Here is a 20673-nt window from a genome sequence, read left to right on the forward strand (position 1 = left end):
CGTTACTCACTCTTGCTCTCCTGCCACACGCCCTTGGACTTGAGGCTCTCGGCCACCTCCTTGGGCATGTAGTTCTCGTCGTGCTTGGCCAGCACGCTGTCGGCGACGAAGACGCCGTCCGGGCGAAACGTGCCTTCAGTGATGACGCCCTGCTCCTCGCGGAAAAGGTCGGGAAGAATGCCGGTGTAGGTGACCTTGACCTGCTTCTGGTTGTCGGTCACCGAAAAGGCGACGGTGGCCCCCTCACCGCGCTCGATCGTACCTTTTTCGACGAGGCCGCCGAGTCTGATACGCTGCCCGGGCTGCAGGCTGGCGTTGGTCAGATCGGCGGGCATGTAGAAGTAGGAGGCCTTCTGGCCGAGCGCGTAGAAGGTCAGACCGGTGGCGGCACCGAGAAATGCCAACCCTCCGGCGATCACCGACAGTCTTTTCTGCTTGCGCGTCATGTTTTACTCCGTCGCCGTCAGGCCAAGCGAGACGGCAAAGGCGGTGAATTTCTTCGCTTCCTCACTATCGGAGCCAAAAACGGCGATACCGCGATTGAGCGCATCGCGTGCCTGATCGGCCTTGCCCAGCACGACATAGGAACGAATAAGCTGCATCCATCCTTCCGCATCGCGCGGGTTTTGCCGCAGTCTTTCATCAAGTCCCGCGACCATGGTGTCGATCATCGCTTCCCTGTCCTGCGGCGACATCGACGAGGATGCATCGACATCCCCGGCGTCCGGGCCTTTTGCAGGCACTCCCGAAGCGACGCTCTGTCTGGCGGATTCGGCCAGTGCTTGCTCGACGGCGGCGCGCCAGGCTGAGTCCTGCGGCAAGGCCGCGAGCATTTTCTGCCAGCCAGCTGTCGCCTCCTCAATGCGGCCTTCCTGCGCCATGCCCATCGCCAGATAAAAGCTGGCCTTCGGATTTGCCGGATCGAGCTTCAGCGCCGCCTCGAAGGCGGCCTGAGCGTCGGCCGAGACAATACCGCCCGCTGCGCTGGCGATCGCCTCGCCGAGGCCGGCCTGGCGGGCAGCGCTGTCGCCGTCGAGGCGAATGGCGTTGCGGTACGCCGTCACCGCGTCGGAAAACCGCTGCATGCGCAGATAGACCGGCGCCAGAACGTCCCAACCCCTGCCGTCGGACGGATTGGCGGCAAGGTGGGCCTCGGCGCGTGCCACCAGTTCGTCCACCGAACTGTCGGCGGGATTCTTGGCCAGTCGCTCGCTGAGCGGCTGCGACGGCAGCTCGGGCGAGCCGAGCTGGCTGTACAAGCCCCAACTGACCAGCGGAACCGCCAGGACCGCGGCCGTCGCAACCAATCTGGTCGCCATCGACGGCTGCCGCGCCGCTGCCTTGTCGGCGGCATTGTCCAGGCGAAGGATGCGGCGGGCGATCTCCGCACGCGCCTCTTCGGCCTCCGCCGGCTGGATCAGGCCACGCGCCACGTCCCGGTCAAGCTCGGACAACTGGTCGCGATAGACTTCAAGGTCATGATCGCTGCTAGCCGAGCCACCCTTCGGGCCGCCGGCCAGCGGCAGCAGAACCGTCAGGCTTGCACCCAGCGTGAGAATGGCAGCTATGACCCAGAACAGCATGCTTCTTCCAATAACGGCAGAGCCCTGCCCTGCCAACACAGGCGTCCTGCGACGCTTTGACGGCAGATGCGTCGCTTGTCCTTGATTAATGTCAACCGGACCTAAAGCGCGTCGCGTTCGACCGGCCTCATGCGACGCGCTTCAGGCTGTTGTTTTCATGCATGTCGTTATCGCAAAACCGCTACACACTTTTACGCGACATGCATTATCCGGCCGGTCGTTACGTCAGTGGCGTCCAGCTGCCATCGGCGTTGCGGCAAGCGGTTCCGCGCGCGGTGGCGCCGGCAGCGCCGGTAAAGACCGTATGCGTGTATTGCCGGCAGTCCTGCGAGCCGACACGATAGGGCTGGGCGGGCACGACTTCGCCGTAATGCGCCGACCGATCGCTCTTCCATGTCACCTTGTGGCCGCTCGCCGTGTACTCGAGCGCCCTGTATTCCGCTTCCAGCGCCTTGCGCTTTTCCGGATCGCTCAAGCCGGTACCGATGGATCCGCTGACGAGGCCGCCCCCCATGGCGGAAATGATCGTCGTCGCGATCTTGCCGTCACTTGGCGGCGTGGCGGCCGGCTGCGGCGCCACCGTGGGGCCAGAGCTCTTGCCCAGCGTCGTGCAGCCGGAAACGGCCAGCAGTGCGGAAACGAGCGCGACGCGAATCTTCATGCCAGCAACCGGTTTTCTTGAGTTAGAGCTGGGCCGCGCCATCGGGGGAGTCGGCGTGGCCATAGTGTCGATGTGGCCGACGGCTCCGGGACCAGTCGACATGCCGCAATATCACGCACCGTCGATCAATGTCGACTGGCCCAGCAAAAGCATAAGTCTAGTGAAGGCTCCGCAATCGAACCACCGCCTTCAACCCGCCCATGCTCGACCGTTCCAGAGCCAGAACGCCTCCATACTCGTTGACCAGGTCGGCGACAATGGCAAGTCCAAGCCCGGTCCCCGGCTTTGTCTCGTCGAGCCGCCGTCCGCGCTTCAGCGCCTCGCGCGCCTTGTCTTCGGGAATGCCCGGGCCGTCATCTTCGATGCTGATCTCGAACAGATCGACAGCACCCTCCTTGCCGACGCCACTCTTCTTGCCGGAGATTGGCGCCACCGACACGGCGACAGCGCTCTTTGCCCATTTCATGGCGTTGTCGAGCAGATTGCCAAGCAATTCTTCCAAATCCTCGCGTTCGCCGGCAAAGACGATATCGACTGCCGGCAGCGAAAGCGAGAGAGCGGTCTGCGGGTTGAGTTTTTGCAGCACGCGCACCATGCGCTGGACCAGCGGCGCCACCGGCGTGCGGTAGACGACGCTGTCGCGTTGTGCCGCAACGCGGGCGCGCTGCAGATAATGGTCAACCTGCTTCTGCATAGAGGCGGCCTGCTCGGCTATGAGCTGGCCCTTGGCGCCGCCGAGCGCCCGCCCCTCATTGATCAGCACCGCCAGCGGCGTCTTCAGCGAATGGGCGAGGTTGCCGACCTGCGTCCGCGAGCGCTCGACAATACGCTTGTTGTTTTCGATCAGCGCGTTGGTCTCGTTGGCGAGCGGCTCGATCTCGGCCGGGAAGCGACCGTCGAGCCTTTGCGCGGTTCCTTCGCGCACCATGGCGAGAGCGTTCCTGACCCGGCGCAATGGCTGCAGGCCCAACAGGATCGCGATGGCGTTGATGGCGATCATGCCGACGCCGAACAGGGAAAGATAGGTCAGCAGGCGACGCTGGAAGGCGCCTATCTCCTGCTCGAGCTCGGTCTTGTTGCCCATGACACGGAAGCGCGCTGCGCGATTTTTCGCGTCGAGAACGAATTCGCTCTCGAACACTTCCAGTTCCTCGCCATCGATGCCTTCTGTCGCATAGCTGCGCTGGAAGCTGGCATTGAAAGGAACCTCGGCGACGCTTGGCGACAGGATCGCCTTGGTCATCGAGGAGGAGTGCAGCTCACCGCGCACGCCTTCCGACGCAGGCTCCACCGACCAGTACCAGCCGGAATTGGGCTCCGAGAACCGAAGATCGCCAAGGTCGGGAGCGCCGGTCAGCGAACCGCCTTCGGACACGCCGACCGAGCCGATCAGATTGAACAGATGCGCCGACAACAAGCTGTCGAAACCGCGCTCGCTCGCCTGGCGATAGAGGGTCGTGATCAGCGTGAAGATGACAATCAGAGTGAGTATCGCCCAGACCGTGGAAAAGGCGATCACCCGGAACGCCAGCGAACGCGGCCAGAACCGCAGTGAAAGCGGCGTTCTTGCAGTCTGTTTGAGCGGTTCCGCCTTACGCCTCCGGCTCACGCATTCGATAGCCCATGCCGCGAACGGTTTCTATCATGTCGATGCCCATCTTCTTGCGAAGCCGCCCGACAAAGACCTCGATTGTGTTGGAATCGCGGTCGAAATCCTGATCGTAGAGATGCTCGACCAACTCGGTCCGGGACACGACCTCGCCCATATGGTGCATCAAATAGGCAAGCAGGCGAAGTTCGTGCGACGTCAACTTGAGCGGCACGCCGTCGACATCGGCCTTGGAGGCCTTGGTGTCGAGCCGCAGCGGCCCGCATGTCAGCTCGGACGACGCATGGCCGGCCGCGCGCCGGATGAGCGCCCGAACCCTGGCCAGCACCTCTTCGATGTGGAACGGCTTGGTGACATAATCGTCGGCGCCGGCGTCGATGCCGGATACCTTGTCGCTCCAGCGATCGCGCGCCGTCAGAATCAGGACCGGCATCTTGCGGCCGCCGCGCCGCCAGCGCTCGACCACGCTGATGCCGTCCATCTGCGGCAAGCCAATGTCGAGCACCACGGCATCATAGGGTTCGGTATCGCCGAGGAAATGCCCTTCCTCACCGTCGAAAGCCCGGTCGACGACATAGCCGGCATCGACCAGCGCGTCTGATATCTGCCGGTTGAGATCCTTGTCATCTTCGACAACGAGTACGCGCATGCGGGGATCATACCTGTTGAAGATCTGGCCTGTTGAAGAACTGCCCTGTTGAAGAGTTGCCCTGTTGAGAAGCTGGGCGTGAGATATAGGCCGATTCCAGCGCCTGGGAAACGGGAGGGATTAGTTCAGCGGAACGACGATCTCGGTGCGGCGCGGACGCTGCCCGTCCTTGCCCGGGACCAGCACGACGATGACGCAGACCGGCTGGCCACCGCGCGTCGACTGCGACGCCTTGGCCAGCGTGCCCCCATTCTGCTCGGCAACCTGCTGACCGATCGCGTAGCAGTCGGAGGAAGCCAGGATGATCGGCCGGTTCTGCTCGGGCACGACGACCGGCAGCGCCGTCGCCTGCGACGCAAACAGACCGGCAGCGCAGAGCGCCAATGTCGCGGTTCGGAAATGGGAGCGAAGCGTTTTCATGATCAGCGTCCTAACGCATCGGTGCTGAACGTGAAATGAACAGTGAACGCCTGCAACACATGCCTATCTCACCCCCCTGAAACGCGAGACAACCAACCTTATGATTTTGGCCGCCCCAACCCGGCAAATTCATCCAAGCGCCAGTCTAGACTGTGTTGCAGCCAGATTGAAAGCGCGTCAGGCGTTTTCTTCCGTCACGGCGCGAAAGCGCAGCAGCCCGTGATAGGCTGAAAGGTCCTCGTCGTAACGGGCCTCGGTGAATTCGAGCCTGAGATTGATGCGATGATGCTTGTCGAGCGCGAGCGCCGCACCCTGGAGGCGGGTGCTGACAAGGTCCATAACATCGAGCATTTCTTTCCTGGCCTCGGACTTCGACCAGAAATGCAGCGTGAAAAGCTGCTCGGCATCGTTCTCCATGCCGGTTGTCCAGTCGTAGACGCTGGTCCGGCCGTAGGTGACATAGGGGAATGGGACATTTTCCGGGGCATGATCGAACAGTTTTGCGCCGCCCAATGCCACTGACAGGGAACCATCACCGTTCAACGCTTCGAACAAGACCTTCTGCAGCGCGGCGGCCGGCGCGGTCATCGTCTTCTCCCTCGCCCGTCGCGGCTGAACAGGCCTTCACCCCGACAGCGATTTCCGCTTGCAGCGTAGCCGCGTTGACGGTCTGGCGCCAGATCACGGGACCCCAATGACGCGGCCTTTCGAGTCAGGGATGTCTTTACGGTTGGTGACCAACCGTGCCTTCTCTCATTTGGCATGCAAGGCGTTTAAAAAACGGTGCTATGAAGGTGCTCGGTTTTCTCCGGACATTCGAGGTTATTTTCGTGCGCGAGCCATCGCTGCTGCCTGTCTTTGGAAAGCTTGGGATCAAGCCGCCAGCAGCCATTGCTGCGGCGCCGACCGTGTCGAAGAACATGGTGATCCGCATTCGGAAGCTTTTGTCTTCACACGGGGCCCTGGCCTTGAAGCTGTCCGTCGTTGTGTGGACGGTCCTTGTACTGGCGGCAGTGTTCTTCATTACGCAGGCCTGACCAATCGACATCCATCGATCGGGGGCAGAAACGAAAAAGGATGCCGGGATGGCAAACCGCTACGCACTGCGCATGGAGCATCTGCACAGCTGGACCGTCTTCGATGTCTTCACCGGCCAGCCCGTCGAGCTGAAGCACCAGGTCATGGTTGGCATGAACACACGCGATGCGGACGCGATGGTCGATCGGCTGAACAGCCGAGACGTCAAGCGGCGGGCAAAGGCGGACGGCAAATCCTGAGCCGGCCTCAGGCGGCATTTGCGCCAAGGTTGGAATCTGGCGTGTTGGCCCCGATCGCGCAGCCGGTCGGGATTTAGCGAAAATCGGCCGCGGTCAGCACATATATGCTCTTGCGAGTGCGGGCATAGGCATTTCTGGCGATTTCATGGATGGAACTGGAGGCGGTGTCGAACGCCGCCAGATAGGTGGCTTCAGCAGTTGGTGCCTCTGATGGTGCCTTCGAGATGGCATCAGTCGCGACAGAGAAGGAAATCTGGAACATGCCGTCATGGCCGACGAAGCGGATGCGTTTGCCCGCCTCGTCGTAGCTGCGACTTCGATTGGGAAATGTCAGGCTCATGACTTGACCTCCGTTGATGCAACGTATGCTTTCTTGACCGCCCGCGACCCCCGCTTTTTCTTGGGGGCGACGGGATTGAGGGCCTCCGCGGCGCGGTCGGCCTCTTCCTTGGCCAGCCGCAACGCCCGCAATCTTGCCGTCTTAATGGTCCTGGCCTTGGCCTCGGAAACATATTCGGCCGTTGCCTGGTTGCGTTCCGCGGTTTTCTTCTGCTTCTCCATGAAGCGCGCTTCAGCTTTTTCCATGATGTTCTGGCTAAATTCCGCCATCGATAAAATCTCCTTTTGACCGAGATTATGAAAGTGAATTTCCCATCTAAAATAGGAACTCGGAACGAAAAATTCAACTTCCGGATTATTTTGAATTGGTCGAAATTCTGAAAATGAAACAGCAAAATAATACTATTCAATAGTTTCCGACAGAGCATGAATATTTTTTGGCACTCCTATCAATCGAGTGCCAACGGGCCTATAGAAGGGAGCGGCCGCCTAAGCCGGCCCCAGAAAGAGTTCCCATGAAATTCCGGCCCCTCCACGATGCGACACCAAATCCAAGGGCGGCATCATCATTCCCGACAATGCCAAGGAAAAGCCGCAGGAAGGCGAAGTGATCGCCGTCGGGCCGGGCGCGCGTGACGAAAGCGGCGCGCTGATCGCGCTCGACGTCAAGGCCGGCGACCTCATCCTGTTTGGCAAATGGTCGGGAACCGAGGTCAAGATAGATGGCGAGGACCTTCTGATCATGAAGGAGGCCGACATCATGGGCATCATCGAGAAGACCATCGCTGCCAAGAAGGCCGCCTGATTGGAGCGCCGCGCGTCCTCTTGGACGCGCAAAGGACGCTCCAAGTTTTTGAATCTACGCATCGTGCTTTTCCGAAAATCGATTCCGATTTTCGAGCCGATGCTTCAGGCGGAACGCCGAAGTCTTTCTGGTTCCAAAGCGAACGGGCCTACTCCACACACAAACGGGATGAAAAATCATGTCTGCCAAGGAAATCAAATTCTCCACCGATGCGCGTGACCGCATGCTGCGCGGTGTCGAAATCCTCAACAACGCCGTCAAGGTGACGCTCGGCCCCAAGGGCCGCAACGTCGTCATCGACAAGGCCTATGGCGCGCCGCGCATCACCAAGGATGGTGTCGCCGTCGCCAAGGAAATCGAGCTTGCCGACAAGTTCGAGAACATGGGCGCCCAGATGGTGCGCGAAGTGGCCTCGAAGACCAACGACCTTGCCGGCGACGGCACGACGACAGCCACGGTGCTGGCCGCTTCCATCCTGCGCGAAGGTGCCAAATTCGTTGCCGCGGGCATGAACCCGATGGATCTCAAGCGCGGCATCGACCTTGCTGTGGCTGCTGTGGTGAAGGACATTCAAGCCAGGGCCAGGAAAGTCAAATCTTCGGACGAGATCGCCCAGGTCGGCACCATCGCCGCCAATGGCGACGCGTCGGTCGGCGCCATGATCGCCAAGGCGATGAACAAGGTCGGCAATGAGGGCGTGATCACCGTCGAAGAAGCCAAGACAGCCGAAACCGAACTCGATGTCGTCGAAGGCATGCAGTTCGACCGTGGCTATCTCTCGCCCTATTTCGTCACCAATGCCGAGAAGATGCGCGCGGAGCTGGAGGACCCTTACGTTCTCATCCATGAGAAGAAGCTCGGCAATTTGCAGGCGTTGCTGCCGATCCTCGAAGCTGTGGTGCAAAGCGGTAAGCCGCTGCTGATCATCTCGGAAGACGTCGAAGGCGAAGCGCTGGCGACGCTGGTCGTCAACAAGCTGCGCGGCGGCCTCAAGGTTGCGGCCGTCAAGGCGCCGGGCTTCGGTGACCGGCGCAAGGCGATGCTGGAAGACATTGCCGTGCTCACCGCCGGCCAGATGATTTCCGAGGATCTCGGCATCAAACTCGAAAACATCACCATCGACATGCTAGGCCGCGCCAAGCGCGTGCTGATCGAGAAGGACACGACGACGATCATCGACGGCGCCGGCGAGAAGGCCACCATCCAGGCGCGCGTCCAGCAGATCAAGTTGCAGATCGAGGAAACGACCTCGGATTACGACAAGGAGAAACTCCAGGAGCGGCTGGCGAAGCTGGCTGGCGGCGTTGCTGTCATTCGCGTCGGCGGCGCGACCGAGACGGAAGTCAAGGAAAAGAAGGACCGCATCGATGATGCGCTGAACGCCACGCGCGCGGCAGTGGAAGAAGGCATCGTTCCCGGCGGCGGTGTCGCGCTGCTGCGCGCCAAGGCCGTACTGAACGGGCTGACCGGAGCCAATGCCGATGTGACGGCGGGCATTTCGATCGTGTCGAGAGCGCTCGAAGCGCCGATCCGCCAGATCGCCGAGAACTCCGGCGTCGAAGGTTCGATCGTTGTCGGCAGGCTCACGGACAGCAAGGATCACAATCAGGGCTTCGATGCCCAGAACGAGATCTATGTCGACATGATCAAGGTCGGCATCGTCGACCCGGCAAAGGTGGTGCGGACCGCGCTGCAGGATGCCGGTTCGATCGCAGCATTGCTGATCACCGCGGAAGCCATGATCACCGACATTCCAGCCAAGGATGTCGCGCCTGCGGCCGGCATGGGCGGCTACTGACCATCGCCTAGACAAGCCTGCAGCACCCGGCCGGAAAGGCCGGGCGACTGATCCAACATCAACCAGGAAGGAACTGTTCCGTGGCCACACAAAGCAGCAGCAAGCCATCTCTCGCGCGTCGATGGGAAGATTACCAGCCGGCCAAATCCACGCTTTTGTGGGCATGTGCGGCAACCGTCGTCGCCACGCTGATCATCGGTTTCAACTGGGGCGGCTGGGTGACCGGTGGCACCTCACGCGCGCTGGCGGTAACCGCCGGCGACGTGGCGCGCGGCGAGCTGGCCTCGGCGGTCTGCGTCGATCGCTTCAATACCGCACCTGACGCGGCCGCCAAACTTGTCGAGTTCAAGGCCATATCCGACAGTTACAAGAAGCGGCAGTTCATCGAGACGGGCGGCTGGGCGACCATGCCCGGGAAAACCTCGCCCGACAGGCTGGGTGCGCAAAGCTGTGCGGTCGCTCTCGCCGCCTAAACTCTTCGACTCTCGGAGGAGAGTAATGCGCTCTTCACGAGAGCCTGAAAGACAGCCGCCGGGGCATTTTCCCCGGCGCGCGGCCCGCCGGCAAGGAGATCGATCCATGATTGCATTCGTCCCGAAGCCAAATGCTGTGGCGAAGACCAAAGTGGCCGAGGAAAGCCGTTTCGATCGCATTCGCAGACTTGCCGATAAGCATAGGAAAGCTGATACCGGCACGCTACGCCTCGACCCGCAAAAGACCGGCGATGAGCGCCCCATGTGACGCGCGCGTGCCGCGCCACCTCAAGAAACTGGTGCTGCGCCACCCTCTTCCGTGCGCCGCGCTATGAATTCGTCGAGAACACCTGATGTGGCAGCGGCGGAAGCCGGCGGCCGAAAATCGGCCAGCAGCCGTTTCCAGATGCCGGTGGCGCGCTCCGTGGCGGTTCTTGACCCGGCCTGCGTCCAGTTGCCGAAATTCGACCAATCGGCGACCAGCGGCTCGTAGAAAGCGGTGCGGTAGCGCGCCATTGTGTGCCCGGCCGAAAAGAAATGCCCGCCCGGCTGCACTTCGGCGATAGCCTCGAAGCCGATCGCGGCCTCGTCTCCGGGCGTCGCCGCGCAGAGTTCGGAGACCGTCTGCAGTGCCTCGATATCGGTGATCAGCTTCTCGAACGAAACGCTCAAGCCGCCTTCGAGCCAGCCCGCGGCATGGATGCAGACCGTTGCACCCGCAAGCACCGAGCCCCACAGAGCGAACTGCGTTTCATGGGCCGCCTGCGCGTCCGATATGTTGGCGGCGCTGCCGCCGCCGGACCGCCAGGGAAGGCCGGTGAGGCGCGCAAGCTGACCGGCGCCGAGCGTCGCCTTGACGTGCTCCGGCGTGCCGAACGCCGGCGCCCCCGACTTCATGTCGACATTGGAGGAGAACGAACCATAGACGACCGGCGCGCCCGGTCGCACATTCTGGGCCAGCGTCAGCCCGGCCAGCGCTTCGGCGTGCTGCAGCGTCAGTGCGCCGGCCACCGTGATCGGCGCCATGGCGCCGGCCAGGCAAAAGGGCGTGATGATCAACACCTGCCCCGCCTTGGCAAAGTCGATGATGCCTTGCGCCATCGGAATGTCGAGCTGACGCGGCGAATTGGTGTTGATGACGGTGTAGCAATGAGCGCCCGAACGGAATTCGGCCTCGGACAGGCCGCGCGCCAGCCGCAGCATCTCGAAGCCGTCCTCGACCTGCGGCGTGCCGCGCGCGAAGACGAACGGTAACTTGTCGGAGAGCGTCAGTTGAGCCCGGTTGACGGCATAATGGCGGAAACGGTTGTCGATGTCCTGCGGCTCGATGCAAGGTCCCAGCATATGCAGGACGTCGAAATGCTGCACCAGGCGGATCAGATCCTTGAAAGCGGCAAGCGTTCCCGGCCGCCGGCCGCGCTCTAGATCGGTGACGTTCGGCGCCCCGGATCCCGCCAGGAACGTCATCGAGCCAAGCTCGAGCGTCAGGTCGCGGGCACGGTCACCAGCGTGGACGCGGATCGATTTCGGCGCCGAAGCCAGCGCAGCTGTCACGATGTCGCGGCCGATGCGCACCATCTGACTGTCTTCGTCGATCAGCGCACCGGCATGAGCAAGAATGGTGCGCGCCTCCGGCAGCAGCACCTTGATGCCGAGTTCCTCGAGCACGCGAAGCGCCGTGTCGTGAATCGCGGCGACCTGGTCGGCCGAAAAGATCGGCTGCGGCAGGAACGGGTTCTTCAGCGAACGATAGTCCGGCCGGCGGCTGGTCTCGCTGCCGGCCTCGCCGGTTCGTCCGCGCCTGCGTTCGCGCCTGAGATCACGTGCGGCGTCATCGATCATGGCGGATACTCCTCATTGCCGTATTGCCCTGCCGCCGTATTGCCTTGCCCTGGGGATCGTAGGGAGAAGCCGCTATGATGCGCGCCGGCCGCTCGGCCCAGTTCGTTGAGGCGGGCAGGATACTTGCACTGTACATATGTGTCTAGTACGGTTGTATGCAGTTCCCCCTCATGCCTATTGTGCGGCCATGATCATGATTGCTCCGCAGGACGAGCCGGCGCCCGGCAACATCAAGGTGACGCGCTGGGACTGGATCAATCTTGCACTCCAGACATTGATTTCAGACGGCATCGAAAGCGTGCGCGTGCTGCCGCTCGGCCAGAAGCTCGGCGTTTCGCGCTCAAGCTTTTACTGGTACTTCGAGAGCCGTCAGGATCTGCTCGACCAGTTGCTTGCCCATTGGCGGAACACCAACACCAGGGCGATCGTCGAACGCGCGCAGCGGCCAGCCGAAAGCATCATCATGGGCGTCATGAACGTGTTCGAATGCTGGGCGGACGAGCGCCTGTTCAATCCCAGGCTCGACTTCGCCATCCGGGAATGGGCGCGTCGCTCCGACGACGTGCGCGGGGCCATCGACCAAGCCGACAATGACCGGCTAGGCGCGATCCGCGACATGTATCGCCGGCATGGCTACGACGAAGAGGATGCCTCCATCCGCGCCCGTGTCCTTTATTACATGCAGATCGGTTATTATGTGCTCGACCTCAAGGAACCGGTCGAGGCGAGGGTCAGTCATCTCGCCGCCTATCTGCGCAGTTTCACCGGCCAGGAGCCAAGCGCCGCCGACGTGGCACATTTCATGCGCTTTATCGCTGCGCGATAATTTGAAAGCGGATGCGAGGCGGTGGACGTTGCAGGCCCTACCCCTCGCATCGACAATCTGTGCCGCAAAAGTCCCCTCGCCCTTGTGAGCGGGGCCAAAATGGACGAATAGTCTTGGCTGGCGCGCCGCCCTGAAATTGCCCGCATGCAGTTTCTCAGTGAGAGGCGTAGCCGCAGCCGGATCCTCGAATGGCCAGTCCTTTGAAACCACGCAAGAGAAGAGGTCCGATTGCCGCAAGACTGCTGGCAGCGGATGCGTGGTTCGATTCCTCGCTCTACGAGATCGGCTTCAAGGCGCGCCGGTTCTGGGAAGCGGCGACCATTTTTTTCCGGCGCTTCCGCGTCTCCGGCTGGCGCCGCGGCATCATCGAACTGTTGAGCGAGGGCTTCACGCTCGGTGCCGGCGGCATCGTCGTCATGCTGGCGCTTGCCTTGCCGGCTTTCCAGGAAACCGCCGGCGACTGGCGTGCCCAGGGCGATTTCGCCGTCACTTTCCTCGACCGCTACGGCAACGAGATCGGCCAGCGCGGCATCATCCAGCGTGATTCGGTGCCGGTCGACGAGATGCCCGACCAGGTCATCAAGGCGGTGCTGGCCACCGAGGATCGGCGTTTCTTCGATCACTACGGCATCGATGCGCTCGGCCTTTCACGCGCGATCTTCGCGAATGTGCGGGCGAATTCCGTGGTTCAGGGCGGCTCGAGCATCACCCAGCAGCTGGCCAAGAACCTGTTCCTGACCAATGAACGGACGTTGGAGCGCAAGGTCAAGGAAGCCTTCCTGTCGCTGTGGCTCGAGGCCAATCTGTCGAAGAAGGAGATCCTGCAGCTCTATCTCGACCGCGTCTATATGGGCGGCGGCACCTTCGGCATCGAAGCGGCCGCCGATTTCTATTTCGGCAAAAGCGTCAAGGATCTGAACCTCGCCGAAGCGGCGATGCTGGCCGGCCTGTTCAAGGCACCGACCAAATACGCGCCGCACATCAACCTGCCTGCGGCCAGGGCGCGGGCCAACGTAGTGCTGTCCAATCTCGTCGAGGCCGGCTTCATGAGCGAGGGTCAGGTGCTGCAGGCGCGGCTGCATCCAGCCGAGATCGTTGACCGCGGCGAACAGAAGAGCCCGGATTACTACCTCGACTGGGCATTCGAAGAGGTCAAGAAGATCGCGGCGAAGTCCGGCCAGCATTCGCTGGTCGCTCACACCACTTTCGACGCCAACATCCAGAAGGCGGCGGAAGAGTCGATGGAGTTCCATCTCCGCCAGTTCGGCAAGGAATATAACGTCACCGAGGGCGCCATGGTCGTCATCGAGACCAATGGCGCGGTCAGGGCGATCGTTGGCGGCCGCGACTATGGAGCCAGCCAGTTCAACCGCGCCACCAAGGCGCTGCGCCAGACCGGCTCATCGTTCAAACCCTATGTCTATGCAACGGCGATGGAGCACGACTTCACGCCGGACTCTGTCGTTTCCGGCGGGCCGATCTCCTGGGGCGGCTGGTCGCCTCACAATTACAATGGCGGATCGGCCGGCAAGGTCACGCTGATCACGGCGATGGCCAAATCGATCAACACAGTACCGGTGCGGCTGGCCAAGAATCATCTTGGTATCAAGCCGATCAAGGCGATGGCGGAAGCCATGGGCGTCGAATCGCCGCTCGAATCGCACAAGACGATGGTGCTCGGCACATCAGGCATGACCGTGATGGACCAGGCGACAGGCTATAGCGTGTTCGCCCAGAACGGCTTTGTCGGCTCCCGGCATGGCATCACCCAGCTCGTCACCCGCACCGGCGAGGTGGTTTACGATTTCGCCAAGGATGCGCCGCCACCGCACCGTGTGCTCTCGGAACAGGCGCTGAAATATATGAACACCATGCTGGCGGCGGTGCCGGTGATGGGTACGGCGCGGCGCGCTGCTCTTCCCAATATCGTTTCGGCCGGCAAGACCGGCACCACGCAGTCTTATCGCGACGCCTGGTATGTCGGCTTCACCGGCAACTACACGGCTGCCGTGTGGCTCGGCAATGACGACTTCACCCCGACCAACAACATGACCGGCGGCTCGCTGCCGGCGATGGTTTGGCAGAGGCTGATGGTCTATGCGCACCAGAATATCGACCTCAGGCCGATCCCCGGTCTCGATCATCCCTTCGTAGACGAAGAAATCGCCGCCAAGGCCGAGGAAGCGGAAACGAAGAATGCCGAGCAGGCAGCGGCCGACGCTGCCGCCGAGCGCCCGCCGGTGCTGTCCAGCCAAACAACGCGGGCGCTCAGGGACATCACAAGACTGTTCCAGTCAGCGCCCGTCCTACAGGCGCCTGCGACGCCGGAGACCCTGTCGGCGCTTTGACGCCGGCACGACGAGCCAGGCCATGCTCGCGCCGGCAATTCCACAGAGGTCCGCTTGCCATCGCCCCCTGCCCCGCGATATCCCCGGGCGGCACTCCTCTTTTTTCCCGCGGCTCTTCATGCTCAAGAACGCATTCCTGACGCTCCTCGCGCTTGCCATAGCCATCGGCGGCGGCGGCGGCAGCGTCTGGTACGCTCTCAAGACGCAGGACGGCATCGGCGCGATCAGGATCGGCCCATGGACAGCGTTCCCCGATATCGGCACGAGGGCGGCGGATCCTTATTCGAAAGCCCGCGTGGCGCGCGAGGGTATCCTTGCACTCGGGCAGGCAGAAGGCCTGTCCTTTATCGCCGAACGCGATTCCGGTGGCGAACAATTGAAACGCCAATGCGCCTATGAAATCGAAGGCGGATTTCCCGCGGCCCGGTTCTGGACCCTCTATGCCGCCGATCAATCGCTCGGGGTGGTCGAGACCGGCAAGCCAAGGCTTGCGGCACTTCAATCATACCAGGTGCTGCGCCAGCCCGACAATTCGGTAGTGATTTCCGTCAGCAACCGCCCCGCACCCGGCAACTGGCTGCTTTCCGACGGTTTCGGCCGGATGTATTTCGTGCTGACATTCTACGACACGCCGATCGCCAGCAGCACGGGTCTTTCGGACATCACGCTGCCGCAGATCCTGAAGGTCGGCTGCAATGCGTAGGCTGCTGCACGCGATCCTGCTCGGCCTGTTGGGCGCCGGCATCGTGCACATCGTCGTGCTGCTGCTCGTCCCGGAATTTTCCGAACGTGATGCGTGGTCGCGGCTGGCCATGGCCTCGGACCTCTATAGGATGACCAGGCTGGACGCCGAGGCCGGCGGTATGCCGGTGGTAAAATCCGTCGATCCGCTGTTTTATGCGGCTGCTTGCCGGTTCGATCTGTCAGAAGGGATGGTTCGGGTGAAGGCACCAGGAAACGTCCCGTTCTGGTCCGTATCGGTCTATGACCGCAGCGGCCATAACATCTACTCCTTCAACGACCATAGTGCGACCGGAAGGGTGCTGGACAGTATCGTACTGACGCCGGCGCAGATGATCGAGATCCGCAAGGAGCTCCCGGAGGAATTGCAAGGGGCAATCTTCGTCGAGGTGCCCGTCGACGAAGGCATGTTCGTCATCCGCTCGTTTGTGCCCGACGACAGCTGGAAGCCGGTCGTGTCGCGGTTTCTCGAGCAGAGTTCCTGCGAACTGCAGGCCTACTGACGTCAACCGAAATATGCCGCCGGTTTCCGGCCCAACAGGGTGCGCGGCGCTCTTTTACAGTGTTAGAGCGTCCTTTGCGCGCCCAACAGGGCGCGCGGCGCTCTAATGATGCGGAACAGGCAGCGTCCTTGACGAGCCCGGCATCGTCGTTGACGAGCCCGGCATCGTCCTTGACGAGCCCGGCTTATCTGGACCCGCGCCTGGCCGCGTCTCGCCCGTCAGCTGCCGTGGCTCGTAGCGGACGCCTGGGAAAATGATCACCGCCGCCGGCGTTCCGGTGTTTCGTTCTGCTCGATTGGTTGCCGCCGTTCGCGGCACGAAAGACAGTACCATGCCCATGGTTCGTGCATTCCTCTCGGTTGCCCCGGAGCACAACGCAACGCCTCCAATCTGATTAAGGACGGCAGTAGGTTAACGGAACGCTAACGGATCGCCGCTAATTTGATCTTTGTTCTGAGGTCAGGAAGTCCTGACCCGAGGCAAATGCGAAACCGACACAGTCCCGGTCGAGCATGGTCCAGATCGTGTCGAGTGTCAGGCGTATCCTTCGTGTCAGCTTCGGATTTCAGGCAAATCGCTATACGGGCTGAATCGGGAAAGGCCGAAAGGCTGTTCCGCGCGGCGGTGTCGGCGTTCTGTTCGCTCACCCGCCCTTCGCGCCGGGAGATCGCACAACTTGAGGATCTGACGCTTCCGCTTTTCGCCAATGTGTCGGTCGAATCGCGCCGCTATGTCGCCGCCGCCCTTTCCGAATGCGAATACGCACCCACTGCGCTGGTCCGGCGGCTTTGCGGGGAGCTGGTCGACGTTGCCGCGCCGTTGCTCATCCGCTCGCGCGCGCTGAGTGATATCGACCTCGTCGCGCTGATCGGACGGCACGGCCTGCCGCATGCGCGCGCCATCGCGCGCCGCAAGGATCTGAACCCGACCATCGCCCAGTTGATCAGGGCACTTGAAAAGCCGACGCTGGTGAGCGTGCGGCAGCAGGAGGCGGTCGCCAAGACGGCGCCTAAAAGCGCCGAAGTCATCGCGCCCAGCCCCGACAGCCAGCATGTGCCCGGCGCCGCCGCCGAGAATGCACGGCGCCGGCTGCGGTCGATGATGCGTGCCGATGATGAGAGCGGCGGCGCGACCGTCAATCCGTTCGCCGGCGCTGAAACCTATGTCAAACTGCGCGAGACGGCGCTGACCGGCAATGTCGCATTCTTCCAGACAGCACTGGCCGACGCGCTCGAAATCGATTTTTCAACGGCGCGGTCGCTCACCGCAAACCAGAACTACACGTCGCTTCTAGCCGCCCTGCGCGCGCTTGATCTCGGCGAAGAGAGGGCGTTCCTGATCACCGTCGCCGTCTATCCCACAGAGTTTCCGCACCCGCAGGCTATTCGCATCTTCCTCGACCGCTACCGACTGCTGCATCGCGACGCAGCGCTGGACAGGCTACGCGGCTGGAAGGCCGAGACACTGTCGAAGGCCATTCGCAATGCCGGACCGGTTGCGGCAAGCGCCGACATCCGCAAAGCGGACAGCGACAATGCTGCCGCCAGCACTAAAGCGCGTCGCGTTTGACCGGCCTCATGCGACGCGCTTCAGGTTGTTGTTTTATGCACGTCGTTATCGCAAAACCGCTGCACACTTTTGCGCGACATGCATTAAGGCGCGTCGGGTCTGAAAGAGATTCAAGCGAACGCTTTAAGCCTTTGTTTTCATGCATATCGTTAGAGCGACTTGACGGAAATAAGTTCCTCGACGGGAACAGCGCCGGCCTCGATCTCGACGACCCAGATGTCGGGATCGAATTTCTTCTCCCTTTCCAGTTGTGCGTCAAAAACGGCGGCATCCTCGCCGGCGCCGAGCAAACTGAAGAATCGGTCGTCGGGTTTGGCTGAATCGTAGCTCGTCTGCGGCGCCGGTCCAAACAAGGCAATCGCGCCCATGCGGCCTCGCGCCAGCACGAAGACGGCGCCGGCCTCGGTTGCGCCGCGCTTGACCACGGCGGCAAAGCCGCCGGCGCCGAAAACCCGGCGCAACAGGGCCGATACCCACAGATCGGTGGTTATGCGCATAGCAGCATTCTGGACGACATCGGACGGTACTTAGAGCGCTTTGCGTTTGGGTGAAACCAAAACCGCGCGCCTCCGCCCATCAGTTGGTCAGGCCGATCTCGCGCATCTTGACGTAGACGACCTCGTCGGGCTCGCCGGTCTCAGGTAGCCCGAACAGCGACTGGAACTCCCTGATCGCTGCCTTGGTGCGGGCCCCGACCACGCCGTCGAGTTGCATATCGTCATTGCCGAATGCCTTCAACCCAGCCTGGATCTTGATGATACGGGCGTCGGGTGCCTGCGCCGGCGCATCTGCCGGCGCCGAAGCGGAGACGGGAATCGCGGCCAGGTCGTCCGGACGAGGTGCCGGATGCGGCACGACCGTCGAGGCGGTTGGCGTGGCGCCCAGTTGATCGAGCAGAACGCTGTCGATCTCACCGGAAGCGTTGAGCCCGACCTTCTGCTGATAGGCTTGTATGGCCTTACGCGTGTTGGGGCCAGAAATGCCGTCGACCGTGCCGGAATAGAAATCCAGGTCCTTCAATATGCCCTGGATCTGCTCGACGACCGGATCGCTCTTGATCGGGGCCAAGCCCGGCCGCACGATGTTGATGGTGGTTTCGGGCTCGTCGGCGCCTGCTTGAGGAAAGCTCTCTATGCTCCTGGTCGCGAAAAACGCGCCGGCATGAGGAAAAGGCTGATACCACAGGGCGTTCGCCGAGACGTAGAACAGCGTCACCAGGAAGGCGGTCGAACCGCCGACCAGAACCGGATTGCGCGAGATCAGGCTGCCGACCGCGACCGCGCCACCCTGGAAGGCATCGCCGCGGCGCTTGACCGTCTTAGGCTGTTTTGCGGAGCGAGCCATGCCTGTCCCCTTTCGTCTCCGCCTTCGCCGCAGGCATTGGCAGCACGCCGGGCTTGTCCGTCGAACGTCCCTTCGGTCCGTTCACCGGCAAGCTGATCGTGACCGTGGTGCCCTCGCCCGGCATGCTTTCGATCGACATCGTGCCCTCGTGCAGCGCCACCAGGCCCTTCACCAGTGACAGGCCGAGCCCGGTTCCCTCGAAGCGGCGCGTATAGTCGTTCTGGATCTGCATGAACGGCTTGCCGAGATTGGCAAAGTCTTCCTCGGCGATGCCGATGCCGGTGTCCCTGACCCAGAAATGCAGTCGCGAGCCGATCCGCTTGGCGCCGACGACGACATCGCCGCCATCGGGCGTGAACTTGATGGCATTGGAGACTAGGTTGATGAGTATCTGCTGCACGGCACGACGATCGGCGTTTATCTCGCCGGCATCCGGTGCGATCTGAGCCTGCAGATCGATGTTCTTTGCCTCGGCCTGCAAGCGCATCATCGACTGGCACATTTCGACCGCTTCCACGAAACGGAACGGTTCCGGCTCGGTTGCATAGGCGCCGGCTTCGATCCTCGACACGTCGAGTATCGAGGTGACGACGGCAAGCAAATGCTGGCCGGACTCCTTGACCAGGCCGACATATTCCTTCTGGCGCGGATCCTTGAAGGTGCCGAACATCTCATGCAGCAGCATGTCGGAAAAACCGATGATGGCGTTCAACGGCGTGCGAAGCTCGTGGCTGACGACCGCCAGAAACCGCCCCTTCGCCACTTCGGCAGACGCGGCCGCCTCTTTCGCAGCGGCAAGCTCTTCGCGCAAGCCGGCGAGTTCGTCGTTCTCGCGCAGGACGAGCGCGAAGACATCCTCCTGCTCCGCCCGCATCAGCTCAAGGGAAAACGGCCGGTAATTGTCCGCCATTGGGCCGTTGCCGTTTTGCGGCAGTCGGACGCGAAGATCGAGCCGACGCGCCGACGCGCCATCGCGCATATCGGCCAGCGCGCTGAGGTATGCGAGGCGATCGGACAGATGGATGCGGTCGAACAGGCCGCTACCGGACAGCAGTTCCGGCTGCAGCTTCAGGATCGTGCGCGCCTTTGCCGACGCATCCAGAACCTCGCCATGCCTGCCGGCCCGCAGGACAACGGCGTCAATGATGTTTTCGAGCCGATCGTCGGTCGCCGGATCAAGCCGCGCGCCGGCCGGATTGCCAAGTCTCGCGACGCGCGGAACGACGGTGAGCGTCCAACCCAGCGGCAGCAGCCAATGCCAAGCGGTGATTTCCGCCGGGCTGAACGGGAAAACTGAACCGGCAAAAGCCTGCAGCAGGATAGCGACAAATGCAGCTATGGCGCCCCAGAGTGCGGCGCGACGAGACGCCCCGATCCACCAGGCTTCGAACGGCAGCGCCACGACAAGCATGGCGACCGGCGAGGCCAGACCGCCCGCCGCGGCAATGACACCGGCAAGAGCAAGACTGCCCATCACCAGGGCGACCTGACCGGCGAACGCCATCTTGCCCGATGCCGCCACCAGCAAGGCGGCAAACCAGCAGAGGCCGAAAGTCGCAAAGATCGCAGCCATGGTCACGGCCGCGCCCATGCCCGAGGTGACCAGCGTGACTGCTGCGCCTGCCGCAAAGAACGGAGCGGCCAGCATGACACCGATAAACCGGCGCTGGCACCGACGGTCGTTCTGTCCGAGGATCGACGGATGAACCATACGTTCGCAACCGGCTGCCATCGCGCCGGGCAACTCAACGTATCTGGCCCCTATCGAAGTCAACTCAACGCACTCGCACCTAGTCGTGAACAGCCCTGCTTCGCAGATTGCTTTTGTTGATCTGAAACTCGCATCCAGCGTTTAAGGAATGGATAAGGCAGGACCGATCAATGCC

At 62.2% G+C, this 20673-nt stretch carries 23 protein-coding genes and 1 pseudogene; 11 read left to right on the forward strand and 13 right to left on the reverse strand.

Features of this window, described 5'->3' with window-relative positions; all coding sequences use genetic code 11:
- Positions 1–2: 2 nt before the first annotated feature.
- The 7 genes from ccmE to AC0NIE_RS26715 all read right to left on the reverse strand — a co-directional run bounded on the left by ccmE (position 3) and on the right by AC0NIE_RS26715 (position 5510).
- Positions 3–446: a cytochrome c maturation protein CcmE gene (gene ccmE, locus AC0NIE_RS26685; RefSeq protein WP_473489718.1), complete on the reverse strand. Its 444-nt coding sequence runs from the start codon at positions 444–446 to the stop codon at positions 3–5.
- 3 nt (positions 447–449) lie between these two features.
- Complete coding sequence (gene ccmI, locus AC0NIE_RS26690) at positions 450–1583, reverse strand: c-type cytochrome biogenesis protein CcmI (protein ID WP_473489717.1); 1134 nt, start codon at positions 1581–1583, stop codon at positions 450–452.
- 220 nt (positions 1584–1803) lie between these two features.
- Positions 1804–2244: a hypothetical protein gene (locus AC0NIE_RS26695; RefSeq protein ID WP_473489716.1), complete on the reverse strand. Its 441-nt coding sequence runs from the start codon at positions 2242–2244 to the stop codon at positions 1804–1806.
- A 157-nt stretch (positions 2245–2401) separates the two neighbouring features.
- Positions 2402–3853: an ATP-binding protein gene (locus AC0NIE_RS26700; protein WP_473489715.1), complete on the reverse strand. Its 1452-nt coding sequence runs from the start codon at positions 3851–3853 to the stop codon at positions 2402–2404.
- A complete protein-coding gene (locus tag AC0NIE_RS26705) occupies positions 3837–4502 on the reverse strand; it encodes a response regulator transcription factor (RefSeq protein WP_473489714.1) in 666 nt (221 codons plus the stop codon). The genes AC0NIE_RS26700 and AC0NIE_RS26705 overlap by 17 nt, the downstream gene beginning before the upstream one ends.
- A gap of 120 nt (positions 4503–4622) precedes the next feature.
- Positions 4623–4922, reverse strand: a complete 300-nt coding sequence (locus tag AC0NIE_RS26710; protein ID WP_473489713.1) for a hypothetical protein — start codon at positions 4920–4922, stop codon at positions 4623–4625.
- 177 nt (positions 4923–5099) lie between these two features.
- A complete protein-coding gene (locus AC0NIE_RS26715; RefSeq protein ID WP_473489712.1) occupies positions 5100–5510 on the reverse strand; it encodes a DUF3168 domain-containing protein in 411 nt (136 codons plus the stop codon).
- A 155-nt stretch (positions 5511–5665) separates the two neighbouring features.
- Here AC0NIE_RS26715 and AC0NIE_RS26720 point away from each other — a divergent pair, with 155 nt between their 5' ends.
- Both AC0NIE_RS26720 and AC0NIE_RS26725 read left to right on the forward strand, forming a co-directional pair.
- Positions 5666–5959 (forward strand): hypothetical protein, encoded by a 294-nt coding sequence (locus tag AC0NIE_RS26720; RefSeq protein WP_473489711.1) that lies wholly within the window; start codon positions 5666–5668, stop codon positions 5957–5959.
- A gap of 48 nt (positions 5960–6007) precedes the next feature.
- On the forward strand, positions 6008–6199 hold the full coding sequence (locus AC0NIE_RS26725) for a hypothetical protein (protein WP_473489710.1): 192 nt from the start codon (positions 6008–6010) through the stop codon (positions 6197–6199).
- Positions 6200–6272: 73 nt separating this feature from the next.
- On the opposite strand, the gene AC0NIE_RS26730 is transcribed toward AC0NIE_RS26725, so the two are convergent.
- The gene (locus AC0NIE_RS26730) at positions 6273–6539 is read right to left on the reverse strand and encodes a DUF1488 family protein (RefSeq protein ID WP_077381973.1); all 267 of its coding nucleotides are present in this window, start codon (positions 6537–6539) and stop codon (positions 6273–6275) included.
- Positions 6536–6808: a hypothetical protein gene (locus AC0NIE_RS26735; protein ID WP_473489709.1), complete on the reverse strand. Its 273-nt coding sequence runs from the start codon at positions 6806–6808 to the stop codon at positions 6536–6538. Before AC0NIE_RS26735 ends, AC0NIE_RS26730 begins: the two co-directional genes overlap by 4 nt.
- 245 nt (positions 6809–7053) lie before the next feature.
- Between AC0NIE_RS26735 and AC0NIE_RS26740 the strand changes: the two are divergent.
- The 4 genes and pseudogenes from AC0NIE_RS26740 to AC0NIE_RS26755 all read left to right on the forward strand — a co-directional run bounded on the left by AC0NIE_RS26740 (position 7054) and on the right by AC0NIE_RS26755 (position 9882).
- Positions 7054–7343 (forward strand): annotated as a pseudogene (locus AC0NIE_RS26740) (co-chaperone GroES).
- A gap of 178 nt (positions 7344–7521) precedes the next feature.
- The gene (gene groL / locus AC0NIE_RS26745) at positions 7522–9141 is read left to right on the forward strand and encodes a chaperonin GroEL (RefSeq protein ID WP_474044456.1); all 1620 of its coding nucleotides are present in this window, start codon (positions 7522–7524) and stop codon (positions 9139–9141) included.
- Positions 9142–9221: 80 nt separating this feature from the next.
- The gene (locus tag AC0NIE_RS26750) at positions 9222–9614 is read left to right on the forward strand and encodes a hypothetical protein (protein ID WP_473488812.1); all 393 of its coding nucleotides are present in this window, start codon (positions 9222–9224) and stop codon (positions 9612–9614) included.
- A 106-nt stretch (positions 9615–9720) separates the two neighbouring features.
- Positions 9721–9882: a hypothetical protein gene (locus AC0NIE_RS26755; RefSeq protein ID WP_473488811.1), complete on the forward strand. Its 162-nt coding sequence runs from the start codon at positions 9721–9723 to the stop codon at positions 9880–9882.
- Between the two features lie 20 nt (positions 9883–9902).
- Here AC0NIE_RS26755 and AC0NIE_RS26760 read toward each other — a convergent pair whose 3' ends face one another.
- Positions 9903–11456: a trimethylamine methyltransferase family protein gene (locus tag AC0NIE_RS26760; RefSeq protein WP_473488810.1), complete on the reverse strand. Its 1554-nt coding sequence runs from the start codon at positions 11454–11456 to the stop codon at positions 9903–9905.
- A 187-nt stretch (positions 11457–11643) separates the two neighbouring features.
- Between AC0NIE_RS26760 and AC0NIE_RS26765 the strand changes: the two genes are divergently transcribed.
- From AC0NIE_RS26765 to AC0NIE_RS26785, 5 genes are all read left to right on the forward strand, one after another.
- Positions 11644–12282, forward strand: coding sequence for a TetR/AcrR family transcriptional regulator (locus tag AC0NIE_RS26765; RefSeq protein WP_473488809.1), 639 nt, complete (start codon positions 11644–11646; stop codon positions 12280–12282).
- A 188-nt stretch (positions 12283–12470) separates the two neighbouring features.
- The gene (locus tag AC0NIE_RS26770) at positions 12471–14630 is read left to right on the forward strand and encodes a transglycosylase domain-containing protein (RefSeq protein ID WP_473488808.1); all 2160 of its coding nucleotides are present in this window, start codon (positions 12471–12473) and stop codon (positions 14628–14630) included.
- 118 nt (positions 14631–14748) lie between these two features.
- Positions 14749–15333: a DUF1214 domain-containing protein gene (locus tag AC0NIE_RS26775; protein WP_095496740.1), complete on the forward strand. Its 585-nt coding sequence runs from the start codon at positions 14749–14751 to the stop codon at positions 15331–15333.
- Positions 15326–15874 (forward strand): DUF1254 domain-containing protein, encoded by a 549-nt coding sequence (locus AC0NIE_RS26780; protein ID WP_473488807.1) that lies wholly within the window; start codon positions 15326–15328, stop codon positions 15872–15874. Before AC0NIE_RS26775 ends, AC0NIE_RS26780 begins: the two co-directional genes overlap by 8 nt.
- Before the next feature lie 549 nt (positions 15875–16423).
- On the forward strand, positions 16424–17443 hold the full coding sequence (locus AC0NIE_RS26785) for a hypothetical protein (protein WP_473488806.1): 1020 nt from the start codon (positions 16424–16426) through the stop codon (positions 17441–17443).
- A 149-nt stretch (positions 17444–17592) separates the two neighbouring features.
- Here the strand turns inward: AC0NIE_RS26785 and AC0NIE_RS26790 are convergent, their stop codons facing one another.
- The 3 genes from AC0NIE_RS26790 to AC0NIE_RS26800 form a co-directional block, all read right to left on the reverse strand.
- Positions 17593–17940 (reverse strand): DUF1491 family protein, encoded by a 348-nt coding sequence (locus tag AC0NIE_RS26790; protein WP_473488805.1) that lies wholly within the window; start codon positions 17938–17940, stop codon positions 17593–17595.
- A gap of 79 nt (positions 17941–18019) precedes the next feature.
- On the reverse strand, positions 18020–18787 hold the full coding sequence (locus AC0NIE_RS26795) for a peptidoglycan-binding domain-containing protein (protein ID WP_473488804.1): 768 nt from the start codon (positions 18785–18787) through the stop codon (positions 18020–18022).
- The gene (locus AC0NIE_RS26800) at positions 18762–20498 is read right to left on the reverse strand and encodes a PAS domain-containing sensor histidine kinase (RefSeq protein ID WP_473488803.1); all 1737 of its coding nucleotides are present in this window, start codon (positions 20496–20498) and stop codon (positions 18762–18764) included. Before AC0NIE_RS26800 ends, AC0NIE_RS26795 begins: the two co-directional genes overlap by 26 nt.
- Positions 20499–20673: the final 175 nt, after the last annotated feature.

Source organism: Mesorhizobium sp. WSM4842, from assembly GCF_055901575.1.

Excerpts from the sequence above, each read along its gene's own strand:
- AC0NIE_RS26765 (WP_473488809.1), top strand. The coding sequence starts at position 11,644 with ATGATCATGATTGCTCCGCAGGACGAGCCGGCGCCCGGCAACATCAAG.
- AC0NIE_RS26760 (WP_473488810.1), bottom strand. The coding sequence starts at position 11,456 with ATGATCGATGACGCCGCACGTGATCTCAGGCGCGAACGCAGGCGCGGA.
- AC0NIE_RS26710 (WP_473489713.1), bottom strand. The coding sequence starts at position 4,922 with ATGAAAACGCTTCGCTCCCATTTCCGAACCGCGACATTGGCGCTCTGC.
- ccmE (WP_473489718.1), bottom strand. The coding sequence starts at position 446 with ATGACGCGCAAGCAGAAAAGACTGTCGGTGATCGCCGGAGGGTTGGCA.
- AC0NIE_RS26715 (WP_473489712.1), bottom strand. The coding sequence starts at position 5,510 with ATGACCGCGCCGGCCGCCGCGCTGCAGAAGGTCTTGTTCGAAGCGTTG.
- AC0NIE_RS26790 (WP_473488805.1), bottom strand. The coding sequence starts at position 17,940 with ATGCGCATAACCACCGATCTGTGGGTATCGGCCCTGTTGCGCCGGGTT.
- AC0NIE_RS26770 (WP_473488808.1), top strand. The coding sequence starts at position 12,471 with ATGGCCAGTCCTTTGAAACCACGCAAGAGAAGAGGTCCGATTGCCGCA.
- AC0NIE_RS26800 (WP_473488803.1), bottom strand. The coding sequence starts at position 20,498 with ATGGTTCATCCGTCGATCCTCGGACAGAACGACCGTCGGTGCCAGCGC.
- AC0NIE_RS26695 (WP_473489716.1), bottom strand. The coding sequence starts at position 2,244 with ATGAAGATTCGCGTCGCGCTCGTTTCCGCACTGCTGGCCGTTTCCGGC.
- AC0NIE_RS26730 (WP_077381973.1), bottom strand. The coding sequence starts at position 6,539 with ATGAGCCTGACATTTCCCAATCGAAGTCGCAGCTACGACGAGGCGGGC.
- AC0NIE_RS26725 (WP_473489710.1), top strand. The coding sequence starts at position 6,008 with ATGGCAAACCGCTACGCACTGCGCATGGAGCATCTGCACAGCTGGACC.
- groL (WP_474044456.1), top strand. The coding sequence starts at position 7,522 with ATGTCTGCCAAGGAAATCAAATTCTCCACCGATGCGCGTGACCGCATG.
- AC0NIE_RS26780 (WP_473488807.1), top strand. The coding sequence starts at position 15,326 with ATGCGTAGGCTGCTGCACGCGATCCTGCTCGGCCTGTTGGGCGCCGGC.
- AC0NIE_RS26775 (WP_095496740.1), top strand. The coding sequence starts at position 14,749 with ATGCTCAAGAACGCATTCCTGACGCTCCTCGCGCTTGCCATAGCCATC.
- AC0NIE_RS26705 (WP_473489714.1), bottom strand. The coding sequence starts at position 4,502 with ATGCGCGTACTCGTTGTCGAAGATGACAAGGATCTCAACCGGCAGATA.
- AC0NIE_RS26755 (WP_473488811.1), top strand. The coding sequence starts at position 9,721 with ATGATTGCATTCGTCCCGAAGCCAAATGCTGTGGCGAAGACCAAAGTG.
- AC0NIE_RS26795 (WP_473488804.1), bottom strand. The coding sequence starts at position 18,787 with ATGGCTCGCTCCGCAAAACAGCCTAAGACGGTCAAGCGCCGCGGCGAT.
- ccmI (WP_473489717.1), bottom strand. The coding sequence starts at position 1,583 with ATGCTGTTCTGGGTCATAGCTGCCATTCTCACGCTGGGTGCAAGCCTG.
- AC0NIE_RS26735 (WP_473489709.1), bottom strand. The coding sequence starts at position 6,808 with ATGGCGGAATTTAGCCAGAACATCATGGAAAAAGCTGAAGCGCGCTTC.